Here is a 16091-nt window from a genome sequence, read left to right as displayed (position 1 = left end):
TACGCATGGCGGAGGGAAGCATATGAAAAAAATTGGGATTTTTGGAGGGACGTTTGATCCGCCGCATTACGGGCATTTATTGATGGCTAATGAAGTGCTGCATGCGTTGCAGTTGTCGGAAATCTGGTTTATGCCGAACCGCATCCCTCCACATAAACAACATGAACAAGTGACAAAAAGCGAAGATCGCTTGCGTATGCTTGAACTAGCGATCGCCGATCATCCGCGGTTTCATATCGAAACGATTGAACTAGAAAGAGAAGGACCGTCGTATACGTATGATACGATGCGTCAGCTGCTTTCGATGCATCCAGATGATGAGTTTTATTTTATTGTTGGTGCAGACATGGTGGAATATTTGCCGCACTGGTATAAAATTGCTGAACTTGTTCAGTTAGTGACATTTGTCGGTGTCAAGCGCCCGGGATTTTCCACGAAAACATCTTATCCAATTATCGAAGTGGAAGTGCCGCAGTTTGCGGTATCTTCTTCGATGATTCGCGATCGAGTCAGAAAAGGAGAAACGATTCGGTATTTAGTGCCAGAATGCGTAAGACTTTATATTGAGGAGAAGAGGTTATATGGAGCGACAAGAAGCGTTAACTATCGTTAAAAAGCAATTGACAGAACACCGTTATCAACATACCATTGGCGTCATGGAGACAGCAATCAAGCTTGCCGAGCAGTATGGAGCAGATGTGAAAAAAGCGGAATTGGCAGCGATTTTTCATGACTATGCGAAGTATCGCCCGAAAGAGGAAATGAAACGAATCATTTTGGAGCAAAATATGCCAAACGATTTGCTTTCTTACAATGCCGAACTATGGCATGCTCCAGTCGGCGCTTATTTAGTAAAGACAGAAGTTGGAATTGAGGATGAAGATATATTAAACGCGATTCGTTATCATACGTCAGGGCGCGCAAACATGACATTATTGGAAAAAATTATTTATCTTGCCGACTATATTGAACCTGGGCGTATATTCCCAGGAGTAGACGAAGTTCGCGATCTTGCAAAACACGATCTTAACAAGGCGCTAACGAAAGCATTGCAAAATACGATTCAATTTTTGCTGAAAAAAGACCAACCGATTTATCCGGATACGATTCACACGTATAATTCATTAATTATGGAAGTAAAGGGGGAATCACAATCATGACGGAACAAGAGGCATTGCGTTTGATCGTTCAAGCCGCTGATGATAAAAAGGCGGAAAATATCGTTGTCTTGAACATGAAAGGCATCTCCCTTGTCGCTGATTACTTTGTTATTTGCCATGGCAATTCGGAAAAGCAAGTGCAGGCGATTGCGCGGGAAATAAAAGAAAAAGCCGAGGAGCATCATATTCCTGTGAAGCGGGTCGAAGGATTTCATGAGGCAAAATGGGTGCTAGTCGACTTAGGGGATATCGTTGTTCACGTTTTTGATAAAGACGAGCGCAGTTATTATAATTTAGAACGTTTATGGGGAGATGCTCCGCTTGAAGATGTAGCGAGCGTGTTGCAGCAGTGACGTACGAGTCGTTTGCATATTGGTACGATGCGTTAATGAATGAAGCGCCGTATGATCAATGGCAGTCGTTTGTGCAAAAGAAGCTTAAAAAATATGGGCGCAAAGAGGCGAAACGCATTCTTGATGTTGGGTGCGGCACAGGAGAATTGGCTATTCGGCTTGCAAAAGAAGGATTTTTGGTCACAGGCATCGATTTGTCGGAAAATATGCTCGCTATTGCACAAGCGAAAGCGGAAGCGCAGCATGTCGCGATTGAATTTTTTCAGCAAAATATGGTCGAACTCGAAGGATTTTCATCGTTTGATTGTGCGACGATTTTTTGCGATTCCCTCAACTATTTATTAGAAGAAAGCGAAGTTCGGCAAACGTTTTCGCGCATCTATAAACTGTTAAAAGAAGACGGGCTGTTGTTGTTTGACGTTCATTCAACATATAAAATAGACCATGTTTTTCAAGGTGCGGTATTTGCAAGCAATGACGAAGAAATTAGCTATATTTGGTCTTGCTACCCGCTTTCATTGCCGCATGGCGTTGAGCATGAGTTAACGTTTTTTGTCCGTGGCAATGACGGAAAATATGAGCGGTACGACGAACTGCATCGGCAGCGCACGTATGAAGTTGCTCAATATAAACAATGGCTGATGGAAGCGGGATTTGCCGTGTTGGAAATAACCGCGGATTTTACCGATGAAGCGCCAAATGAAACGTCTGAGCGCATCTTTTTTGTCGCGAAAAAATGAGTAGAAATATTGAAGCAGTAGCTTCTTTCGTTTAGAAAACGTTATGCTTTTCTGCCAAAGCCGAAGCGCTTTGGCAGAAAAGCCGCTCTTGTCTTTTATCAATGTTTCTTAAATTTAAGAAATTCAGATAGCTTTTTCTATTGTTTAGCAGGATTTTTTCTTTTTTTCGCGAATTTAACTATTAAATTGCTTTTTTACTTTTTCGATGTCTTCTTTGAATTTCTCGTGTGTCTTGGCGAATACTTGTTCAAATACCCCTTCCATTTCCTTTTCAAGCACTGCAATTCCTTCCCCGGTAATACCGCCTTTCACACAAACTTTTTCTTGCAATGTTGGAAGTGTGTAAAGATTGCTTTTCAATAATTCCCCCAATCCGATAATCATGTCATTGGTCAACGCCGTTGCTTGCTCTTTCGTGATCGTCGTTTTTCTCACGGCAGCCTCTATAAACCGCTGAAGCAAATAGCTAAAAAAAGCGGGACCGCAGCTTGCGATGTCTGAAGCGATTCGCGTAATTTCATTATCAATATAAGACGGAACAGAAATGTGACGAAACAGCTTTTCTATATAGGTTTGATAGTAGAGGGAACAGCGCTGCCCAAATGTGATTAGTGTGCTTCCAGAAAGCGCACGGTTTGTAACGCTTGGGATAACACGCGCTACGTGGCAAGGAACGGTCGCTTCCAGCTGTTGCACACTAATCGGACTTGTAATCGATATGAGACAATGTTCCTTTGTCCAAAAAGAAGACAATTGCTGCAAAAGGGGGTGAATATCTAACGGTTTGACACATAAAAACACGATGATTGCTTTCTGAACCACTTCCTCTGCGCTAGAAGCAACGTAGACGTTTGGATGGTGGCGCTGGATGTCTAGCGCTTTTTCCAACGTGCGATTAGTGATAATAAGCTGATCTTCTTTGATGGCTCCAGATTCAAGAAACGCTTCAATTAAAATCCTTCCCATATTTCCCGTCCCGATCATTCCGATTTTCATGCTTTTCTCCCCCCTCCCTCACATAGGACCGATAGTTTCTTCAACGATATGTATGAATGTTTTATTTATTTTATGACTAATTTGAAAGGATGATGAATATGTGGGAAGCGATCAAAAAGTATGATAAACGGTGGTACATCTTCTTTTTGGCGGCGTTAATTGTTGCGGTCGCGATTTTGTTTCGCAACAATGAAATGAACGAAAAAGAGCAAGGTTCCATGCTAACGGCGGAACGAATCGCGCAGGGAGCAGCGGAAAAAAAGGAAGAAAAAGCGCAATCGAAAATAATTGTTGTCGATATAAAGGGAGCGGTCGTCCGGCCGGGAGTATACGAAATAAAAGATACGGCACGCGTCAACGATGTGGTGGCGATGGCGGGCGGGTTCACGAAAGAAGCGGATCAAACAAAGGTCAACTTGGCGGCAAAAGTACATGATGAGATGATGATTTATGTACCGACGCGTGGGGAAACGAACGTTTCTTCCACCAATCCTCCGCTTATTCCTTCAAGCGATTCGAAAAAAGTTCACATTAATACAGCATCGGAAGAAGAAATATTGCAGCTTTCAGGGATTGGACCGTCTAAAGCGGCGGCGATCATTGCTTATCGCGAAGAACACGGTCCATTCGAAAAGGTGGAGGATTTGTTAAATGTTACAGGTATTGGTGAAAAAACGCTGGAAAAAATAAGAGAACAAATTGTTGTACCGTAATATCGTTGACGCTTTGCCGGCTGCGCCATTACACTAGAAATATGCGCACGTAAAAACAAGTTTGCATAGGACAAGCGGGGGAGAAAACATGGAACGAATTACATGGGATCAATATTTTATGGCGCAAAGCCATTTGCTGGCATTGCGCAGCACCTGTACGCGATTGGCGGTTGGCGCCACCATCGTTCGTGACAAACGAATTATTGCCGGAGGATACAACGGTTCCATCGCCGGCGGGGCGCATTGCATCGACGAAGGATGTTATGTCATTGACGGTCATTGTGTTCGCACGATCCACGCGGAGATGAATGCGATTCTTCAATGCGCGAAATTCGGTGTACCAACGGAAGGAGCGGAGATGTATGTAACCCATTTTCCGTGTTTGCATTGCTGCAAAGCGATTATCCAAAGCGGGATTCGCGCTGTATATTACGCACAAGATTATAAAAACGATCCGTATGCGCTCGAACTTTTTCAACAAGCGAACGTTCGCGTAGAACATGTGCCGTTTAATAAAGAAGTTTTGTCGCTTCTCCAGCGTTAAACGGGATCAAGTCCGCGAAATGGTGTAAAAACAAAACGGTAAAAAGCGATTTTATTTTCCCGTAATCCAAGTCTACTGTACTGGCAATGGAATTTTACACAATAATTTGGACTTGACCATAAACCGGCACTTCATGAGAAAGGGGCGTAACAATGCGTGGAAATATCGTGTATATGGCGATTGCCGCCATTGCAGGGATAGCGGCTGGCTACGCATGGTCAAGCGTTTCTTTATTGTTTATCGTGCTTTACGCCATTTTCCTTTTTGCGCGAAAAAGGCGCCTCTTTCTTTTTTCGATAATGACAATCTGCGTTTTTTATATGTACATCGTTTATATAGACCGCCATAACGAAACGCAATTGTCTAGCCGCATGACTTTATTTTCCATCCGTTTTGTCGCTCCTGTTGCGATGGATGGAGATCAGCTAAAAGCGATGGTAGAAGTGAGGAAAAAAGAAAAGCTGCAGCTTATTTACTATGTGAAATCGGCGCAGGAAAAACAGCAGCTTTCTTCGCTTTTAGCTCCTGGAACGGTATGTACTGTGAAAGGAACGCTTGAGCGTCCAGCGTTGCCGCGAAATCCTAACGCTTTCGATTATCGCCGTTATTTGCGATTTCGCCATATTCATTGGATTCTTCAACCTCAATCGATTTCCCCGCAACATTGCCGCCGTATGTCCCCGACGTTGTATGAATGGCTGCTTTTGCTCCGCGAAAAAGGACTTCATGTGATTGAAACGCATTTTCCAGCGGAAACGGTTGGAATTGTTCAAGCACTTTTATATGGCGAGAGAACGGAATTAGACGAATCGCTGTTAGAAGGATACCAAAAACTTGGACTCATCCACTTATTAGCAATTTCTGGATTACATGTAACTTTATTAGTCGGAGCGGCGTTTTCCATTTTGATTCGCTTTATTACAAAGGAAACGGCGACGATTATTTTACTGATTTTTCTGCCGATTTATATTGTGCTGACAGGCGCTTCTCCTTCGGTTATTCGCGCGTCTTTCACGGCGATGCTTTTCTTGTGTGCGAATTACCGGAAAATGATGTTATCACCGCTTGACGCATTAAGCGTGACGCTGATGGTTATGCTTTTATTTGATCCGTATATGTTATGGGATGTTGGATTCCAGCTCTCGTTTATCGTGTCATTTGCCCTCATTTTATCCTCACCAATGATCATGTCGTATCATTCTGCCGTTTTTCGCCTCTTTTTCACGACTGCGATCGCCCAGTTGAGCGCTCTTCCGTTTCTTTTGTACTATTTTTTTGAAGTTTCTTTATGGAGTCTTCCCCTTAACGTTATTTTTGTGCCGCTTTATTCTTTTATGATTTTGCCGCTTGCTGTTGCATCTTTAGTAGCTTATTATGTGCATCCGCTTTTTTCTGCTCCTTTTATGTGGCTGCTACAAAAAATTATCATTATTTCCAGTGACGTTGTCGCACTTTTCTCATCCAACCATTCACTTTCCCTCATTCTTGGCAAGCCTTCTTTCTTTTTCCTTGTCTGTTATGCCGTTGCGATTTTAGTTGCGTTTGTGCAAATGGAACGAAAACGTTACTTTAGTTTAGGATGGGTCGTATTGGTAATTGCGCTTCACGCGTTTAGCCCATATATCGATCGTTATGGCGAGGTCGTTTTGCTTGATGTCGGGCAAGGGGATTGCATATATATTGAATTGCCTTACCGAAAAGGAGTATATTTGATTGATACAGGAGGAGCGCTTCCGCGGCAGAGGCAGCCGTGGCAAGAAAGAAAGCGGGAATGGGACGTAGGAAAAGATGTAGTTGTCCCATTTTTAAAAGCAAAAGGAGTGCGTTATATTGATAAACTTATTGCCACACATGGCGATGTCGATCATATTGGAGCGGCGGAAGAAATTATTCATCACCTTTCTGTAAAGCAATTAGTCATCGGTAAAGGAAAGACGAAAAATGCTATCCAAGAAAAACTTGTTCAACTTGCCAAACAAAAAAATATGGAAGTGGTGCAAATATCAAAAGGAGATAGATGGACAGCGGGGGGAATTTCATTTTATGTCCTTCATCCGTTTTCGACGTATCGCGATGATAATAATCATTCGATTGTATTGTATGCAAAGTTCGGCGGATTATCATGGCTATTGACGGGGGATTTGGAGGAAGCGGGAGAAATGGAACTAATCAACGCTTTTCCGCAATTAAAGGTGGATGTGCTAAAAGTGGCCCATCATGGCAGCGACACTTCTACAACAGCGTTATTTCTAGAAAAGGTGCAGCCGAAAATCGCGCTTATTTCCGTTGGCAAACATAACCGCTACGGCCATCCTTCACCGGACGTGATCGAACGTCTAAGGAAAAGGAATGTCATTATTTTGCGGACAGACCGACATGGCGCGATTCGTTTTATTTACTCGAAAAAGCGGGGAACCTTTTTTGTCATGCTGCCATAGTATAAAAAAGAAAAGAGACTGCTTATGTAAGCAATCTCTTTACGAACCGAAAAATTTAATTAACGTTGCGATAATAAACATCGTTGCAAAAAATCCGAACGAGACGATAAAGCCGACGGCAGAGTCAACCGCGTCATTTCGCTTGCTTTGTACATCTTTTTCAAATACGTTCATCATTTCCCCCTCCTCATGCAATCATTTTTAGTATAGACGAAAAAGAAAAAAAAATCTATATCCCCCTTGTTCATTTCCTTCATTGACAACAGTTAACACAAATACTTTCTTGCGCCCGGGAAAAGATAAAAATAACCCGTTGGCAAATAAGTCGCCGGAACTTATTTGTCAACGTTTATATAAAGGGGAATCGGTTTTCCCGCTAACCGGTTCCCTTGTAAAAATGAGAAAAACGTTGTATCTTTTCAACGTAGAAAGATTGTAGAAGAAATGGAGAAGAGAAATATGGTAGTTGACTTGTGGGGAAAAATAAAAAATCATCGTCTTTCTCCCCTTTATTTATTATATGGAACGGAATCGTTTTTATTAACGGAAACGTATGAACTTCTTATTCGCACGGTGTTGCCTGAAGAAGAGCGGGAATTTAACGTATCGGTATACGATTGCGAAGAGACTCCGGTGCAAATGGCGCTTGAGGACGCAGAAACGTTTCCGTTTTTAGGGGAAAAACGAGTGATCGTCGTAAAAAATCCTTACTTTTTTACAGCGGAGAAAGAAAAAGAAATCACGCATGACTTGAAAAAGTTGGAATCGTACATAACATCGCCTTCCCCGTTTTCGATTGTCGTTTTCGTCGGAGCGTATGAAAAACTCGATGAACGAAAAAAAATAACGAAGTTAATGAAGGAACATGCGGAAGTTTTTGTCGCGGCACCGCTCGCTGAAAAAGAATTGCGCGAATGGATGATGGAAAGAACGCGGCAAAGCGGCGCGATGATGGAAGAAAATGCAGTCGATGCTTTGCTGCAGCTGGCGGGCACGAATTTAATGACACTTGCTAATGAACTGGACAAACTCGCTTTGTTCGTTGGGCCGGGCGGAACGATCCGGCAAGAAACTGTCGAAAAGCTTGTATCGCGCACGTTGGAGCAAAATGTGTTTGTGTTAGTGGAGAAAGTGACGAAACGGCAGATCGATGAGGCGCTGCAAGTATTTTATGATTTGCTGGAAAATAATGAAGAGCCGCTGAAAATTTTAGCGTTGCTGGCAAGCCAATTTCGCCTTTTATACCAAGTGAAATGGCTGTCAGAGAAAGGATACGGGCAACAGCAAATCGCTTCTATCTTAAAAGTGCACCCGTTTCGCATCAAACTTGCGATGGGGCAAGCGGCGCTGTTTTCTGAAGAAGAGCTTACGGCGGCCATCCGGCAAATTGCCGAGGCGGACTATGAAATGAAGAGCGGGGCGATGGATCGACAGCTTATTATGGAGCTGTTGCTGATGAAATGGAGCGAGAAAACGAACTGAAACAGTTTTTTATCAAGAAAAGAAAACGACCTGTTGCCAGGTCGTTTTTTATGATGCGATAATGCTGTTTAATTTTTTCGCTAAGCGGGATTTTTTGCGACTCGCCGTATTTTTATGAATAAGACCTTTCGTCACCGCTTTGTCTAATTTTTTCGTAGCGATGATGAACGCTTCTTGAGCCTTTTCAACATCTTTTAATTCAACAAACGCTTCGAATTTTTTGATCGCCGTGCGCATTGCCGATTTCATCGCAGCGTTGTGAGCGCGGCGTTTTTCGCTTGTTTTTGCGCGTTTAATCGCAGATTTAATGTTTGCCATAGTTTCACCTCCGTCACTCTGTCATCTTTGTCCTTCTTGATTATTTCCACTGTTAGGAACATGCAAGAACAAGTGTTATTCTATCAAACGAGGTTCAATTATGCAATAGTGTTCAAGCAAAAATACTTTACTGATGGTGAAATGTTATCACCAAGCGAATAAATTAAGAAAAAACGGTGACAATAAAAGAAAAATGATTCGTCTGAGGGAGGAACGATATGAACCGCTCCATCGATTTAAGCGCGTATTCCATCCGAACCGACTTGGCGATCGAAGCGCACGAAATAGCGGTAGAGGAGCGTCTTCAGCAAAAAAAGGAAAGCGCTTCCCGCATTGAAGGGGTCATTATTCACGATCGCGAAATCGACGGAATTCAGTTGTCATATGTAAAAGTAACGGAAGAAGGAGCAAAATCGATCGGCAAAAAGCCAGGAAATTATTTAACCATTGAAGCACAAGGAATTCGTGAACATAATACGGAGTTGCAAGGAAAAGTGCAAGAGATATTTGCGAAAGAGTTTAGCGACTTTTTGCGCCGCTCCAACATCGGAAAAGAATCAAGCTGTCTTGTTGTCGGGTTAGGCAATGCGAATGTGACGCCGGATGCGCTGGGACCGCTGACAGTGGAAAATTTGCTTATTACAAGACATTTATTTCATCTTCAACCGGAAAGCGTAGAAGAAGGATTTCGTCCAGTCAGCGCGATTGCCCCAGGTGTGATGGGGACGACGGGAATTGAAACAAGCGATATCATTCACGGAATCGTAGAAAAAATAAAACCAGATTTTGTCGTCGCTATTGATGCGTTGGCAGCGCGATCGATTGAACGAGTCAATGCAACGATTCAAATTTCCGATACGGGAATCCATCCCGGTTCAGGGGTGGGGAATAAGCGAAAAGAACTGAGCAAGGAAACGCTAGGCATCCCAGTTATTTCGATCGGTGTTCCGACTGTTGTTGATGCCGTATCGATTGCAAGCGATACGATTGATTTTATATTAAAACATTTTGGAAGGGAAATGCGCGAAAATAAGCGGCCGTCGCGCGCGCTTGCTCCAGCGGGATGGACGTTCGGAAAGAAAAAGAAATTCGCGGAAGAAGATATGCCATCAGCAAGACAACGTTCGACATTTCTTGGCATGATCGGTACATTAGCAGAGGAGGAAAAACGACAGCTCATTTACGAAGTGCTCGCCCCGCTCGGTCATAATTTAATGGTCACTCCGAAAGAAGTCGATATGTTTATGGAAAATATGGCGAATTTATTAGCGAGCGGGCTGAATGCCGCGTTGCACGAGCAGGTGGATCAACGTAATATCGGTTCTTACACTCATTAGTGAAAAAAGTTCTATCTTTTCCCGCTTGACCATACGTTAATTAGTAGACAAGCCGGGAAAGGGTGGGAACATGAAAAAGCGGCGTTCTTCGCGAATGATGGTTGCTGTGCAAGATGCAAGCCTAAAAAAAGTGATGATTTTAGCGGTATTAGGTTGCATGATGATGTTTATGCTAGTGGGAGCCATTGCTTCGTTAAAACCGGAATACCGCATTTCATCTTCTTCCGTCAGCAATATGACGAACCAATTTTCACAAGAAACGTTTATTCATTTATTTAGTTTTGAAAATCATTATTTTGCGCAACTGTTGCCCAAAGAGCGGCAAAAGCCGAATTATTCGGCATTGCTGTTTCGCATGGTGACAAGCATTAACCCGGACGACCCGCGCAGCCTGCTTGGCGGTGAACTTCCGGGATTTGCGCTATATGATAGTAAAATCATCGTTGCCGGGGAAGGAACGGATTATACAAACATGCCGTACGAATCTGCTCCGCCGCTTGAGGTAATGCTTGCAGAACGGCAAGCTTCTTTAGAGAGTTTGGAAGAAGCGGATAAAAAACACGAAGAAAAGCAAGTTCCCCCGCCGACGCAAACGACGAGGGGAAGAAACGTCGTATATATTTACCATACGCATACACGTGAATCGTACTTACCAGCTTTAAAAGGAGTTAAAGATCCTGATTTGGCGTTTCATCGTACGGTAAACGTTACGAAAGTCGGCGAAAAGCTAGCGGAGGAAATGGAAAAACGGGGAATTGGCGCGGAAGTAAGTACGATTGACATTGAAGGGGAACTGAAGAAAAAAGGTATGAAATATTACCAAGCGTACGATATGTCAAGAAAAACGGTGGTCGAAGCGATGAGCCGTAATCGCGATTTGCAATATTTCATCGATATTCACCGTGATTCAAGAAGACGAAAATATACGACGATTACGATTCATGGCGTGGATTATGCCCGCGTGGCGTTTATCATCGGCGGGGAAAACGCGAAATACGAGAAAAATTTGCAGCTTGCCACGCAATTGCACCATTTATTGCAAAAAAAATATCCGGGGCTTAGTCGAGGAGTGATAGAGAAAAAAGGGGCGGCAACGAACGGAAAGTTTAACCAAGATTTATCGGAAAATGCGTTATTAATTGAATTTGGGGGAGTTGATAATACGTTTGAAGAGCTGTTTCGCTCTGTATCCGCTGTTGCTGATGTGTTCAGCGAATATTATTGGCAGGCGCAAAAAGTACAAGCACCCGCGCCGGCGGAAAAACGGTAAAGGAGCGGATGATTTTTGCTGAAATTTACTATTCAATTTTTTTTAGCAGTAATGATTCTTTTTTTCGGAGTGTTGCTCGGCATGCAGCAGGCAAATGAAGGCTTGCGAAAGATGAAAGGATTTGATGATCCAGCGTTTCCGTCTGTCTTTCATATTTCAAAAGATCAAAACGGCGAAGTGGAAGCGTCCGTTTTCGGAAATAAAGTAATGGTAGAAGATGTACAAGAAAAGCGTGAAAAAATCGAAACGATGAGAACGTTCAATCTGTTTTCCGAACTCGGCAAACAGTTTGCCGAAGCGGTCAAATCATTGATGGAGAAAATGATTTTCCTTTTAGAAAAATGGCTAGGAAAATGAAATGCACAAACATTGGCGAACCGCGGATAACATTCGCCGATGTTTTTATTTTTTTGCGGTTGCGATGGACAGCGCGGATGAACGAAGGAGTAGGTGGACTTATAAAAAACGTTGAACAGCTTCGCTTTTTATAAAAAAACTATGTCATTGAATCTTGCTTGTTGTGTTGCTATAATCAAAGCTAGTGTAGTTACGGGAATAGTAGGAGTGAGAAAATGATGAATCGGGAAGAGAGATTAAAACGACGCGATCGGATTCGCAACTTTTCCATTATCGCACATATCGATCATGGAAAATCGACGCTAGCAGACCGCATTTTAGAAAAAACGGGAGCGCTTTCCGAGCGGGAAATGAGAGAACAAATGCTAGATTCGATGGAATTGGAACGGGAGCGCGGAATTACGATTAAGTTAAACGCCGTTCAGTTAAAGTATACAGCGAAAAATGGCGAAGAATATATTTTCCATTTAATCGATACACCTGGGCACGTCGATTTTACGTATGAGGTGTCGCGCAGCCTTGCTGCTTGCGAAGGAGCGATTCTCGTTGTCGACGCAGCGCAAGGAATCGAAGCGCAGACGCTAGCAAACGTTTATTTAGCGCTCGATAATGATTTGGAAATTTTGCCAGTCATTAATAAAATTGACTTGCCAAGCGCCGATCCGGAGCGCGTTCGCCAAGAAATCGAAGAGGTCATCGGGCTTGACGCGTCGGAAGCGGTGCTCGCTTCTGCGAAAGTCGGCATCGGCATCGAAGAAATTTTAGAAAAAATTGTTGAGAAAATTCCGGCGCCGTCCGGTGATCCGGACGCGCCGCTAAAAGCGCTGATTTTTGACTCGCTGTACGATTCGTACCGCGGTGTAGTCGCTTATATTCGTGTAGTCGATGGAACGGTAAAGCCGGGTCAAAAAATTAAAATGATGTCGACAGGCAAAGAGTTTGAAGTAGTAGAAGTCGGCGTGTTTACACCGAAGCCGAAGCAAGTTGACGAATTGACGGTCGGCGATGTCGGCTATTTAACGGCGTCCATTAAAAACGTGAGCGACACGCGCGTCGGTGATACGATTACCGATGCAGAAAATCCGGCAACAGAGCCGCTGCCGGGATACCGCAAGCTAAATCCGATGGTATTTTGCGGCATGTATCCGATTGATACGGCGCGTTATAACGATTTGCGCGAGGCGTTGGAAAAATTGCAATTGAACGACGCCGCCTTGCACTTTGAGCCGGAAACGTCGCAAGCGCTTGGGTTCGGTTTCCGGTGCGGCTTTTTAGGGCTATTGCATATGGAAATCATTCAAGAGCGCATTGAACGCGAATTTAACATTGATTTAATCACAACAGCGCCAAGCGTTGTATACAAAGTATATTTAACGGATGGCACGGAAGTTCAAGTCGACAATCCATCCAACATGCCGGAACCGCAAAAAATTGACCATGTTGAGGAGCCGTATGTAAAAGCGACGATTATGGTGCCAAACGATTATGTCGGGCCGGTGATGGAACTGTGCCAAGGGAAACGCGGCAACTTCGTCGATATGCAATATTTAGACGAAAAACGGGTAACGTTGATTTACGAAATTCCGTTGTCGGAAATTGTATATGATTTCTTTGACACGTTAAAATCAAGCACAAAAGGGTACGCGTCGTTTGACTATGAACTGATCGGCTATAAGCCGTCGAATCTCGTGAAAATGGATATTTTGCTGAACGGTGAAAAAATTGATGCCCTTTCTTTCATTGTTCATCGCGATTCCGCTTATGAACGCGGCAAAGTGATTGTAGAAAAATTGAAAGATTTAATTCCGCGGCAACAGTTTGAAGTGCCGGTACAAGCAGCGATCGGCAACAAAATTATCGCCCGTTCGACGATTAAAGCGTTGCGGAAAAACGTCTTAGCGAAATGCTATGGCGGGGACGTGTCGCGAAAACGCAAATTGTTGGAAAAACAAAAAGAAGGAAAAAAACGAATGAAGCAAATCGGTTCGGTGGAAGTGCCGCAAGAAGCGTTTATGGCGATCTTGAAAATCGATGATAATAAAAAGTAATAATCGTACAAGGCTGTCTTTTCACAGCCTTGTTTATTTTTCAGAAAGGATGTATGCCGTGGCAAAATCAGCGTATTTCCATATTCCGTTTTGTGCGCAAATATGTTATTACTGCGATTTTAATAAAGTGTTTTTTCATGGGCAGCCGGTCGACGAATATTTGCAAGCGATGGAAAGCGAAATGAAACGGACGATCGAAGCGTTTCCGGCCGATCGGCTTGATACGCTGTTTGTTGGCGGAGGCACGCCGACCGTTTTAGAAATGAAGCAGCTTGATTTTTTCCTGCAAAGCATTTATAAACATTTTCGCTTTTCTGTCCATGAAGTCGAGTTTACGTTTGAAGCAAACCCGAACGAACTTTCCAAAGAAAAACTGCAGTTATTAAAAGAAGCGGGGGTCAATCGCTTAAGTTTCGGCGTGCAGACGTTTGACGATTCATTATTGAAAGCGATCGGGCGGACTCATCGTTATGAAGACGTCATTCAAACGATTGCGTTGGCAAAAGAGGTCGGCTTTGAAAATATTAGCATTGATTTAATGTACGGATTGCCGCAACAGACGTTAGCGCAGTTCCAAGCCGATTTAGAGATCGCCTTTTCTCTTGACATTCAACATATTTCCGCTTATTCGCTCATTATTGAACCAAAAACGGTTTTTTACAACTTAATGAGAAAAGGAAAATTGCTGTTGCCAAGCGAGGAAGAAGAAGCGCAAATGTATGAAGAAGCGATGCGGCAAATGGAAATGCATGGGTACCATCAATATGAAATAAGCAATTATGCCCGTCCCGGTTTTCAAAGCCGCCATAATTTAACGTATTGGAATAACGAGGAGTACTACGGAATTGGCGCGGGGGCGCATAGTTATCTAAATGGCGTCCGCCGGGCGAACGTTCGTCCGATTAAAAAATATATCGAAAAAGTTCAAGAAACAGGTTTTCCGTATTTGGAAGCCCATCATGTAACGATGGCGGAACAAATGGAAGAAGAAATGTTTTTAGGGTTAAGGAAAACGGAAGGGGTATCGAAGCGGCGCTTTCTCGAAAAGTTTGGGCTGAGCATTCACGATGTGTTTGGCCGGGCGGTTGCTATGGAAAAACAAAAAGGGCTGCTTGAAGAAACACAAACGCATATTCGCTTAACCCACCGGGGGAAACTGCTCGGCAATGAGGTGTTTCAAGCGTTTATCGGCGGAATCTAAACATTGACATTGGCACACGGATTTGATACTTTAATAATAGATTTAGCACTCGGGGTGTTTGAGTGCTAACAGAGGTGATAAACGTGTTAACGGATCGCCAACTGCTTATTTTGCAAGTTATTATTGATGATTTCATTCGTTCAGGACAGCCTGTCGGTTCGCGGACGTTGTCAAAAAAGCATGAGATTTCTTTGAGTTCGGCGACGATCCGTAATGAAATGGCTGATTTAGAAGAACTTGGATATATTGAAAAAACGCATGTTTCATCGGGCAGAGTGCCTTCGGAAAAGGGCTATCGCTATTATGTCGACCATTTATTGTCCCCGCAGCGTTTGACGCAGGAAGATATTCAAAAAATCAAATCGATTTTTGCCGAACGAATTTATGAACTGGAGAAAGTCGTGCAAAAATCGGCGCAAATTTTATCTGATTTAACGAATTATACGTCAATCGCCCTTGGTCCGGCTGTGAAAGACAATAAGCTGAAACGAATTCAAATCATTCCGTTGAATAAACAAACGGCTGTGGCGATTATTGTTACTGATACAGGCCATGTCGAAAACCATGTAATTACTATTCCTGCTTCCGTAGATCCTTCCGACCTTGAAAAAATGGTCAACATTTTAAACGAACGGTTAATCGGCGTTCCACTTATAGACTTAAAAGATAAAATTTATAAAGAAGTGGCGGATGTTTTGCGCATGCATATTCATAACTATGATAGCATGCTAAAAACGATTGCCGATACGCTGGACATCCCGCAAGAGGAAAAAATGTTTTTTGCCGGGAAAACGAATATGTTAAACCAGCCTGAATTTAGCGATATTCAAAAAGTCCGTCCACTTATGAAAATGATTGAGCAAGAAAAAGATTTTTACCGGTTGTTGCGCAAACATAATCGAAAAGGAATTCAAGTAACGATCGGCCGGGAAAACCAGCTAAGCGGGATGGAAAACTGCAGCCTTATTACCGCTACGTATTCGATCGGCAAAGAGCAGCTCGGGACGATTGCCATCCTTGGTCCGACGCGGATGGAATATTCCCGCGTCATTACCATTTTAAATCGAGTCGCTTCCGATTTGTCGACGGTATTAACAAAATGGTATCAAAACAACTAACATTGGTCATATTGGA

General features: G+C 43.2%; 17 protein-coding genes. 14 read left to right on the top strand and 3 right to left on the bottom strand.

From position 1 onward, the window contains the following. The first annotated feature begins 22 nt into the window (after positions 1-22). From BM278_RS00455 to BM278_RS00440, 4 genes are read left to right on the top strand one after another with little or no spacing between them, the layout of a single operon-like run. Positions 23-613 carry a nicotinate-nucleotide adenylyltransferase gene (locus BM278_RS00455; protein ID WP_090947455.1) on the top strand — a complete coding sequence of 197 codons (591 nt, stop codon included), beginning with the start codon at positions 23-25 and terminating at the stop codon, positions 611-613. Then, entirely contained in the window at positions 582-1160 is a 579-nt protein-coding gene (gene yqeK / locus BM278_RS00450) for a bis(5'-nucleosyl)-tetraphosphatase (symmetrical) YqeK (protein ID WP_090947454.1), read from the top strand. The genes BM278_RS00455 and yqeK overlap by 32 nt, the downstream gene beginning before the upstream one ends. Next, the gene (gene rsfS / locus BM278_RS00445) at positions 1157-1513 is read left to right on the top strand and encodes a ribosome silencing factor (protein ID WP_090947453.1); all 357 of its coding nucleotides are present in this window, start codon (positions 1157-1159) and stop codon (positions 1511-1513) included. Before yqeK ends, rsfS begins: the two co-directional genes overlap by 4 nt. Continuing rightward, positions 1510-2253: a class I SAM-dependent DNA methyltransferase gene (locus BM278_RS00440; RefSeq protein ID WP_090947452.1), complete on the top strand. Its 744-nt coding sequence runs from the start codon at positions 1510-1512 to the stop codon at positions 2251-2253. Before rsfS ends, BM278_RS00440 begins: the two co-directional genes overlap by 4 nt. A 174-nt stretch (positions 2254-2427) precedes the next feature. Here BM278_RS00440 and comER read toward each other — a convergent pair whose 3' ends face one another. Beyond that, positions 2428-3249 carry a late competence protein ComER gene (gene comER / locus BM278_RS00435; protein WP_090947451.1) on the bottom strand — a complete coding sequence of 274 codons (822 nt, stop codon included), beginning with the start codon at positions 3247-3249 and terminating at the stop codon, positions 2428-2430. A 98-nt stretch (positions 3250-3347) separates the two neighbouring features. Between comER and BM278_RS00430 the strand changes: the two genes are divergently transcribed. The 3 genes from BM278_RS00430 to BM278_RS00420 all read left to right on the top strand — a co-directional run bounded on the left by BM278_RS00430 (position 3348) and on the right by BM278_RS00420 (position 6944). Then, positions 3348-3962 (top strand): helix-hairpin-helix domain-containing protein, encoded by a 615-nt coding sequence (locus BM278_RS00430; protein WP_090947450.1) that lies wholly within the window; start codon positions 3348-3350, stop codon positions 3960-3962. An 88-nt stretch (positions 3963-4050) separates the two neighbouring features. Continuing rightward, positions 4051-4506, top strand: coding sequence for a ComE operon protein 2 (locus BM278_RS00425; RefSeq protein ID WP_090947449.1), 456 nt, complete (start codon positions 4051-4053; stop codon positions 4504-4506). A 152-nt stretch (positions 4507-4658) separates the two neighbouring features. Then, positions 4659-6944, top strand: coding sequence for a DNA internalization-related competence protein ComEC/Rec2 (locus BM278_RS00420; protein ID WP_090947448.1), 2286 nt, complete (start codon positions 4659-4661; stop codon positions 6942-6944). Positions 6945-6983: 39 nt separating this feature from the next. Here the strand turns inward: BM278_RS00420 and BM278_RS00415 are convergent, their stop codons facing one another. Next, positions 6984-7118: a YqzM family protein gene (locus tag BM278_RS00415; protein ID WP_017435613.1), complete on the bottom strand. Its 135-nt coding sequence runs from the start codon at positions 7116-7118 to the stop codon at positions 6984-6986. Between the two features lie 285 nt (positions 7119-7403). On the opposite strand from BM278_RS00415, the gene holA reads away from it, so the two are divergent. Further along, positions 7404-8426, top strand: a complete 1023-nt coding sequence (gene holA, locus BM278_RS00410) for a DNA polymerase III subunit delta (protein ID WP_090947447.1) — start codon at positions 7404-7406, stop codon at positions 8424-8426. Between the two features lie 48 nt (positions 8427-8474). Here the strand turns inward: holA and rpsT are convergent, their stop codons facing one another. Next, complete coding sequence (rpsT, locus tag BM278_RS00405) at positions 8475-8744, bottom strand: 30S ribosomal protein S20 (protein WP_090947446.1); 270 nt, start codon at positions 8742-8744, stop codon at positions 8475-8477. A gap of 218 nt (positions 8745-8962) precedes the next feature. Between rpsT and gpr the strand changes: the two genes are divergently transcribed. The 6 genes from gpr to hrcA all read left to right on the top strand — a co-directional run bounded on the left by gpr (position 8963) and on the right by hrcA (position 16075). Beyond that, positions 8963-10081, top strand: a complete 1119-nt coding sequence (gene gpr, locus BM278_RS00400) for a GPR endopeptidase (protein WP_090947445.1) — start codon at positions 8963-8965, stop codon at positions 10079-10081. Between the two features lie 70 nt (positions 10082-10151). Continuing rightward, positions 10152-11351, top strand: coding sequence for a stage II sporulation protein P (gene spoIIP / locus BM278_RS00395; protein ID WP_090947444.1), 1200 nt, complete (start codon positions 10152-10154; stop codon positions 11349-11351). 15 nt (positions 11352-11366) lie between these two features. After that, positions 11367-11708, top strand: a complete 342-nt coding sequence (locus BM278_RS00390) for a YqxA family protein (RefSeq protein WP_090947443.1) — start codon at positions 11367-11369, stop codon at positions 11706-11708. A 215-nt stretch (positions 11709-11923) separates the two neighbouring features. Next, positions 11924-13756 (top strand): translation elongation factor 4, encoded by a 1833-nt coding sequence (gene lepA, locus BM278_RS00385; protein WP_090947442.1) that lies wholly within the window; start codon positions 11924-11926, stop codon positions 13754-13756. Positions 13757-13814: 58 nt separating this feature from the next. Beyond that, the gene (gene hemW, locus BM278_RS00380) at positions 13815-14957 is read left to right on the top strand and encodes a radical SAM family heme chaperone HemW (RefSeq protein WP_090947441.1); all 1143 of its coding nucleotides are present in this window, start codon (positions 13815-13817) and stop codon (positions 14955-14957) included. An 83-nt stretch (positions 14958-15040) separates the two neighbouring features. Beyond that, positions 15041-16075 carry a heat-inducible transcriptional repressor HrcA gene (gene hrcA, locus BM278_RS00375; RefSeq protein ID WP_090947440.1) on the top strand — a complete coding sequence of 345 codons (1035 nt, stop codon included), beginning with the start codon at positions 15041-15043 and terminating at the stop codon, positions 16073-16075. The last annotated feature ends 16 nt before the right edge of the window (positions 16076-16091 follow it).

The sequence above is a fragment of the Parageobacillus thermantarcticus genome (assembly GCF_900111865.1).
In the GTDB taxonomy this organism is placed as follows: Bacteria; Bacillota; Bacilli; order Bacillales; family Anoxybacillaceae; genus Parageobacillus; species Parageobacillus thermantarcticus.
The sequence above is the reverse complement of the archived record's forward strand: the minus strand, read 5'-3'. Positions and strand labels throughout refer to the sequence as shown.

What these genes read in the sequence shown, in the direction of transcription:
- rpsT (WP_090947446.1), bottom strand. Translation starts at nt 8,744, where the DNA reads ATGGCAAACATTAAATCTGCGATTAAACGCGCAAAAACAAGCGAAAAA.
- spoIIP (WP_090947444.1), top strand. Translation starts at nt 10,152, where the DNA reads ATGAAAAAGCGGCGTTCTTCGCGAATGATGGTTGCTGTGCAAGATGCA.
- BM278_RS00430 (WP_090947450.1), top strand. Translation starts at nt 3,348, where the DNA reads ATGTGGGAAGCGATCAAAAAGTATGATAAACGGTGGTACATCTTCTTT.
- lepA (WP_090947442.1), top strand. Translation starts at nt 11,924, where the DNA reads ATGATGAATCGGGAAGAGAGATTAAAACGACGCGATCGGATTCGCAAC.
- BM278_RS00455 (WP_090947455.1), top strand. Translation starts at nt 23, where the DNA reads ATGAAAAAAATTGGGATTTTTGGAGGGACGTTTGATCCGCCGCATTAC.
- BM278_RS00425 (WP_090947449.1), top strand. Translation starts at nt 4,051, where the DNA reads ATGGAACGAATTACATGGGATCAATATTTTATGGCGCAAAGCCATTTG.
- holA (WP_090947447.1), top strand. Translation starts at nt 7,404, where the DNA reads ATGGTAGTTGACTTGTGGGGAAAAATAAAAAATCATCGTCTTTCTCCC.
- rsfS (WP_090947453.1), top strand. Translation starts at nt 1,157, where the DNA reads ATGACGGAACAAGAGGCATTGCGTTTGATCGTTCAAGCCGCTGATGAT.
- BM278_RS00420 (WP_090947448.1), top strand. Translation starts at nt 4,659, where the DNA reads ATGCGTGGAAATATCGTGTATATGGCGATTGCCGCCATTGCAGGGATA.
- gpr (WP_090947445.1), top strand. Translation starts at nt 8,963, where the DNA reads ATGAACCGCTCCATCGATTTAAGCGCGTATTCCATCCGAACCGACTTG.
- BM278_RS00415 (WP_017435613.1), bottom strand. Translation starts at nt 7,118, where the DNA reads ATGAACGTATTTGAAAAAGATGTACAAAGCAAGCGAAATGACGCGGTT.
- yqeK (WP_090947454.1), top strand. Translation starts at nt 582, where the DNA reads ATGGAGCGACAAGAAGCGTTAACTATCGTTAAAAAGCAATTGACAGAA.
- comER (WP_090947451.1), bottom strand. Translation starts at nt 3,249, where the DNA reads ATGAAAATCGGAATGATCGGGACGGGAAATATGGGAAGGATTTTAATT.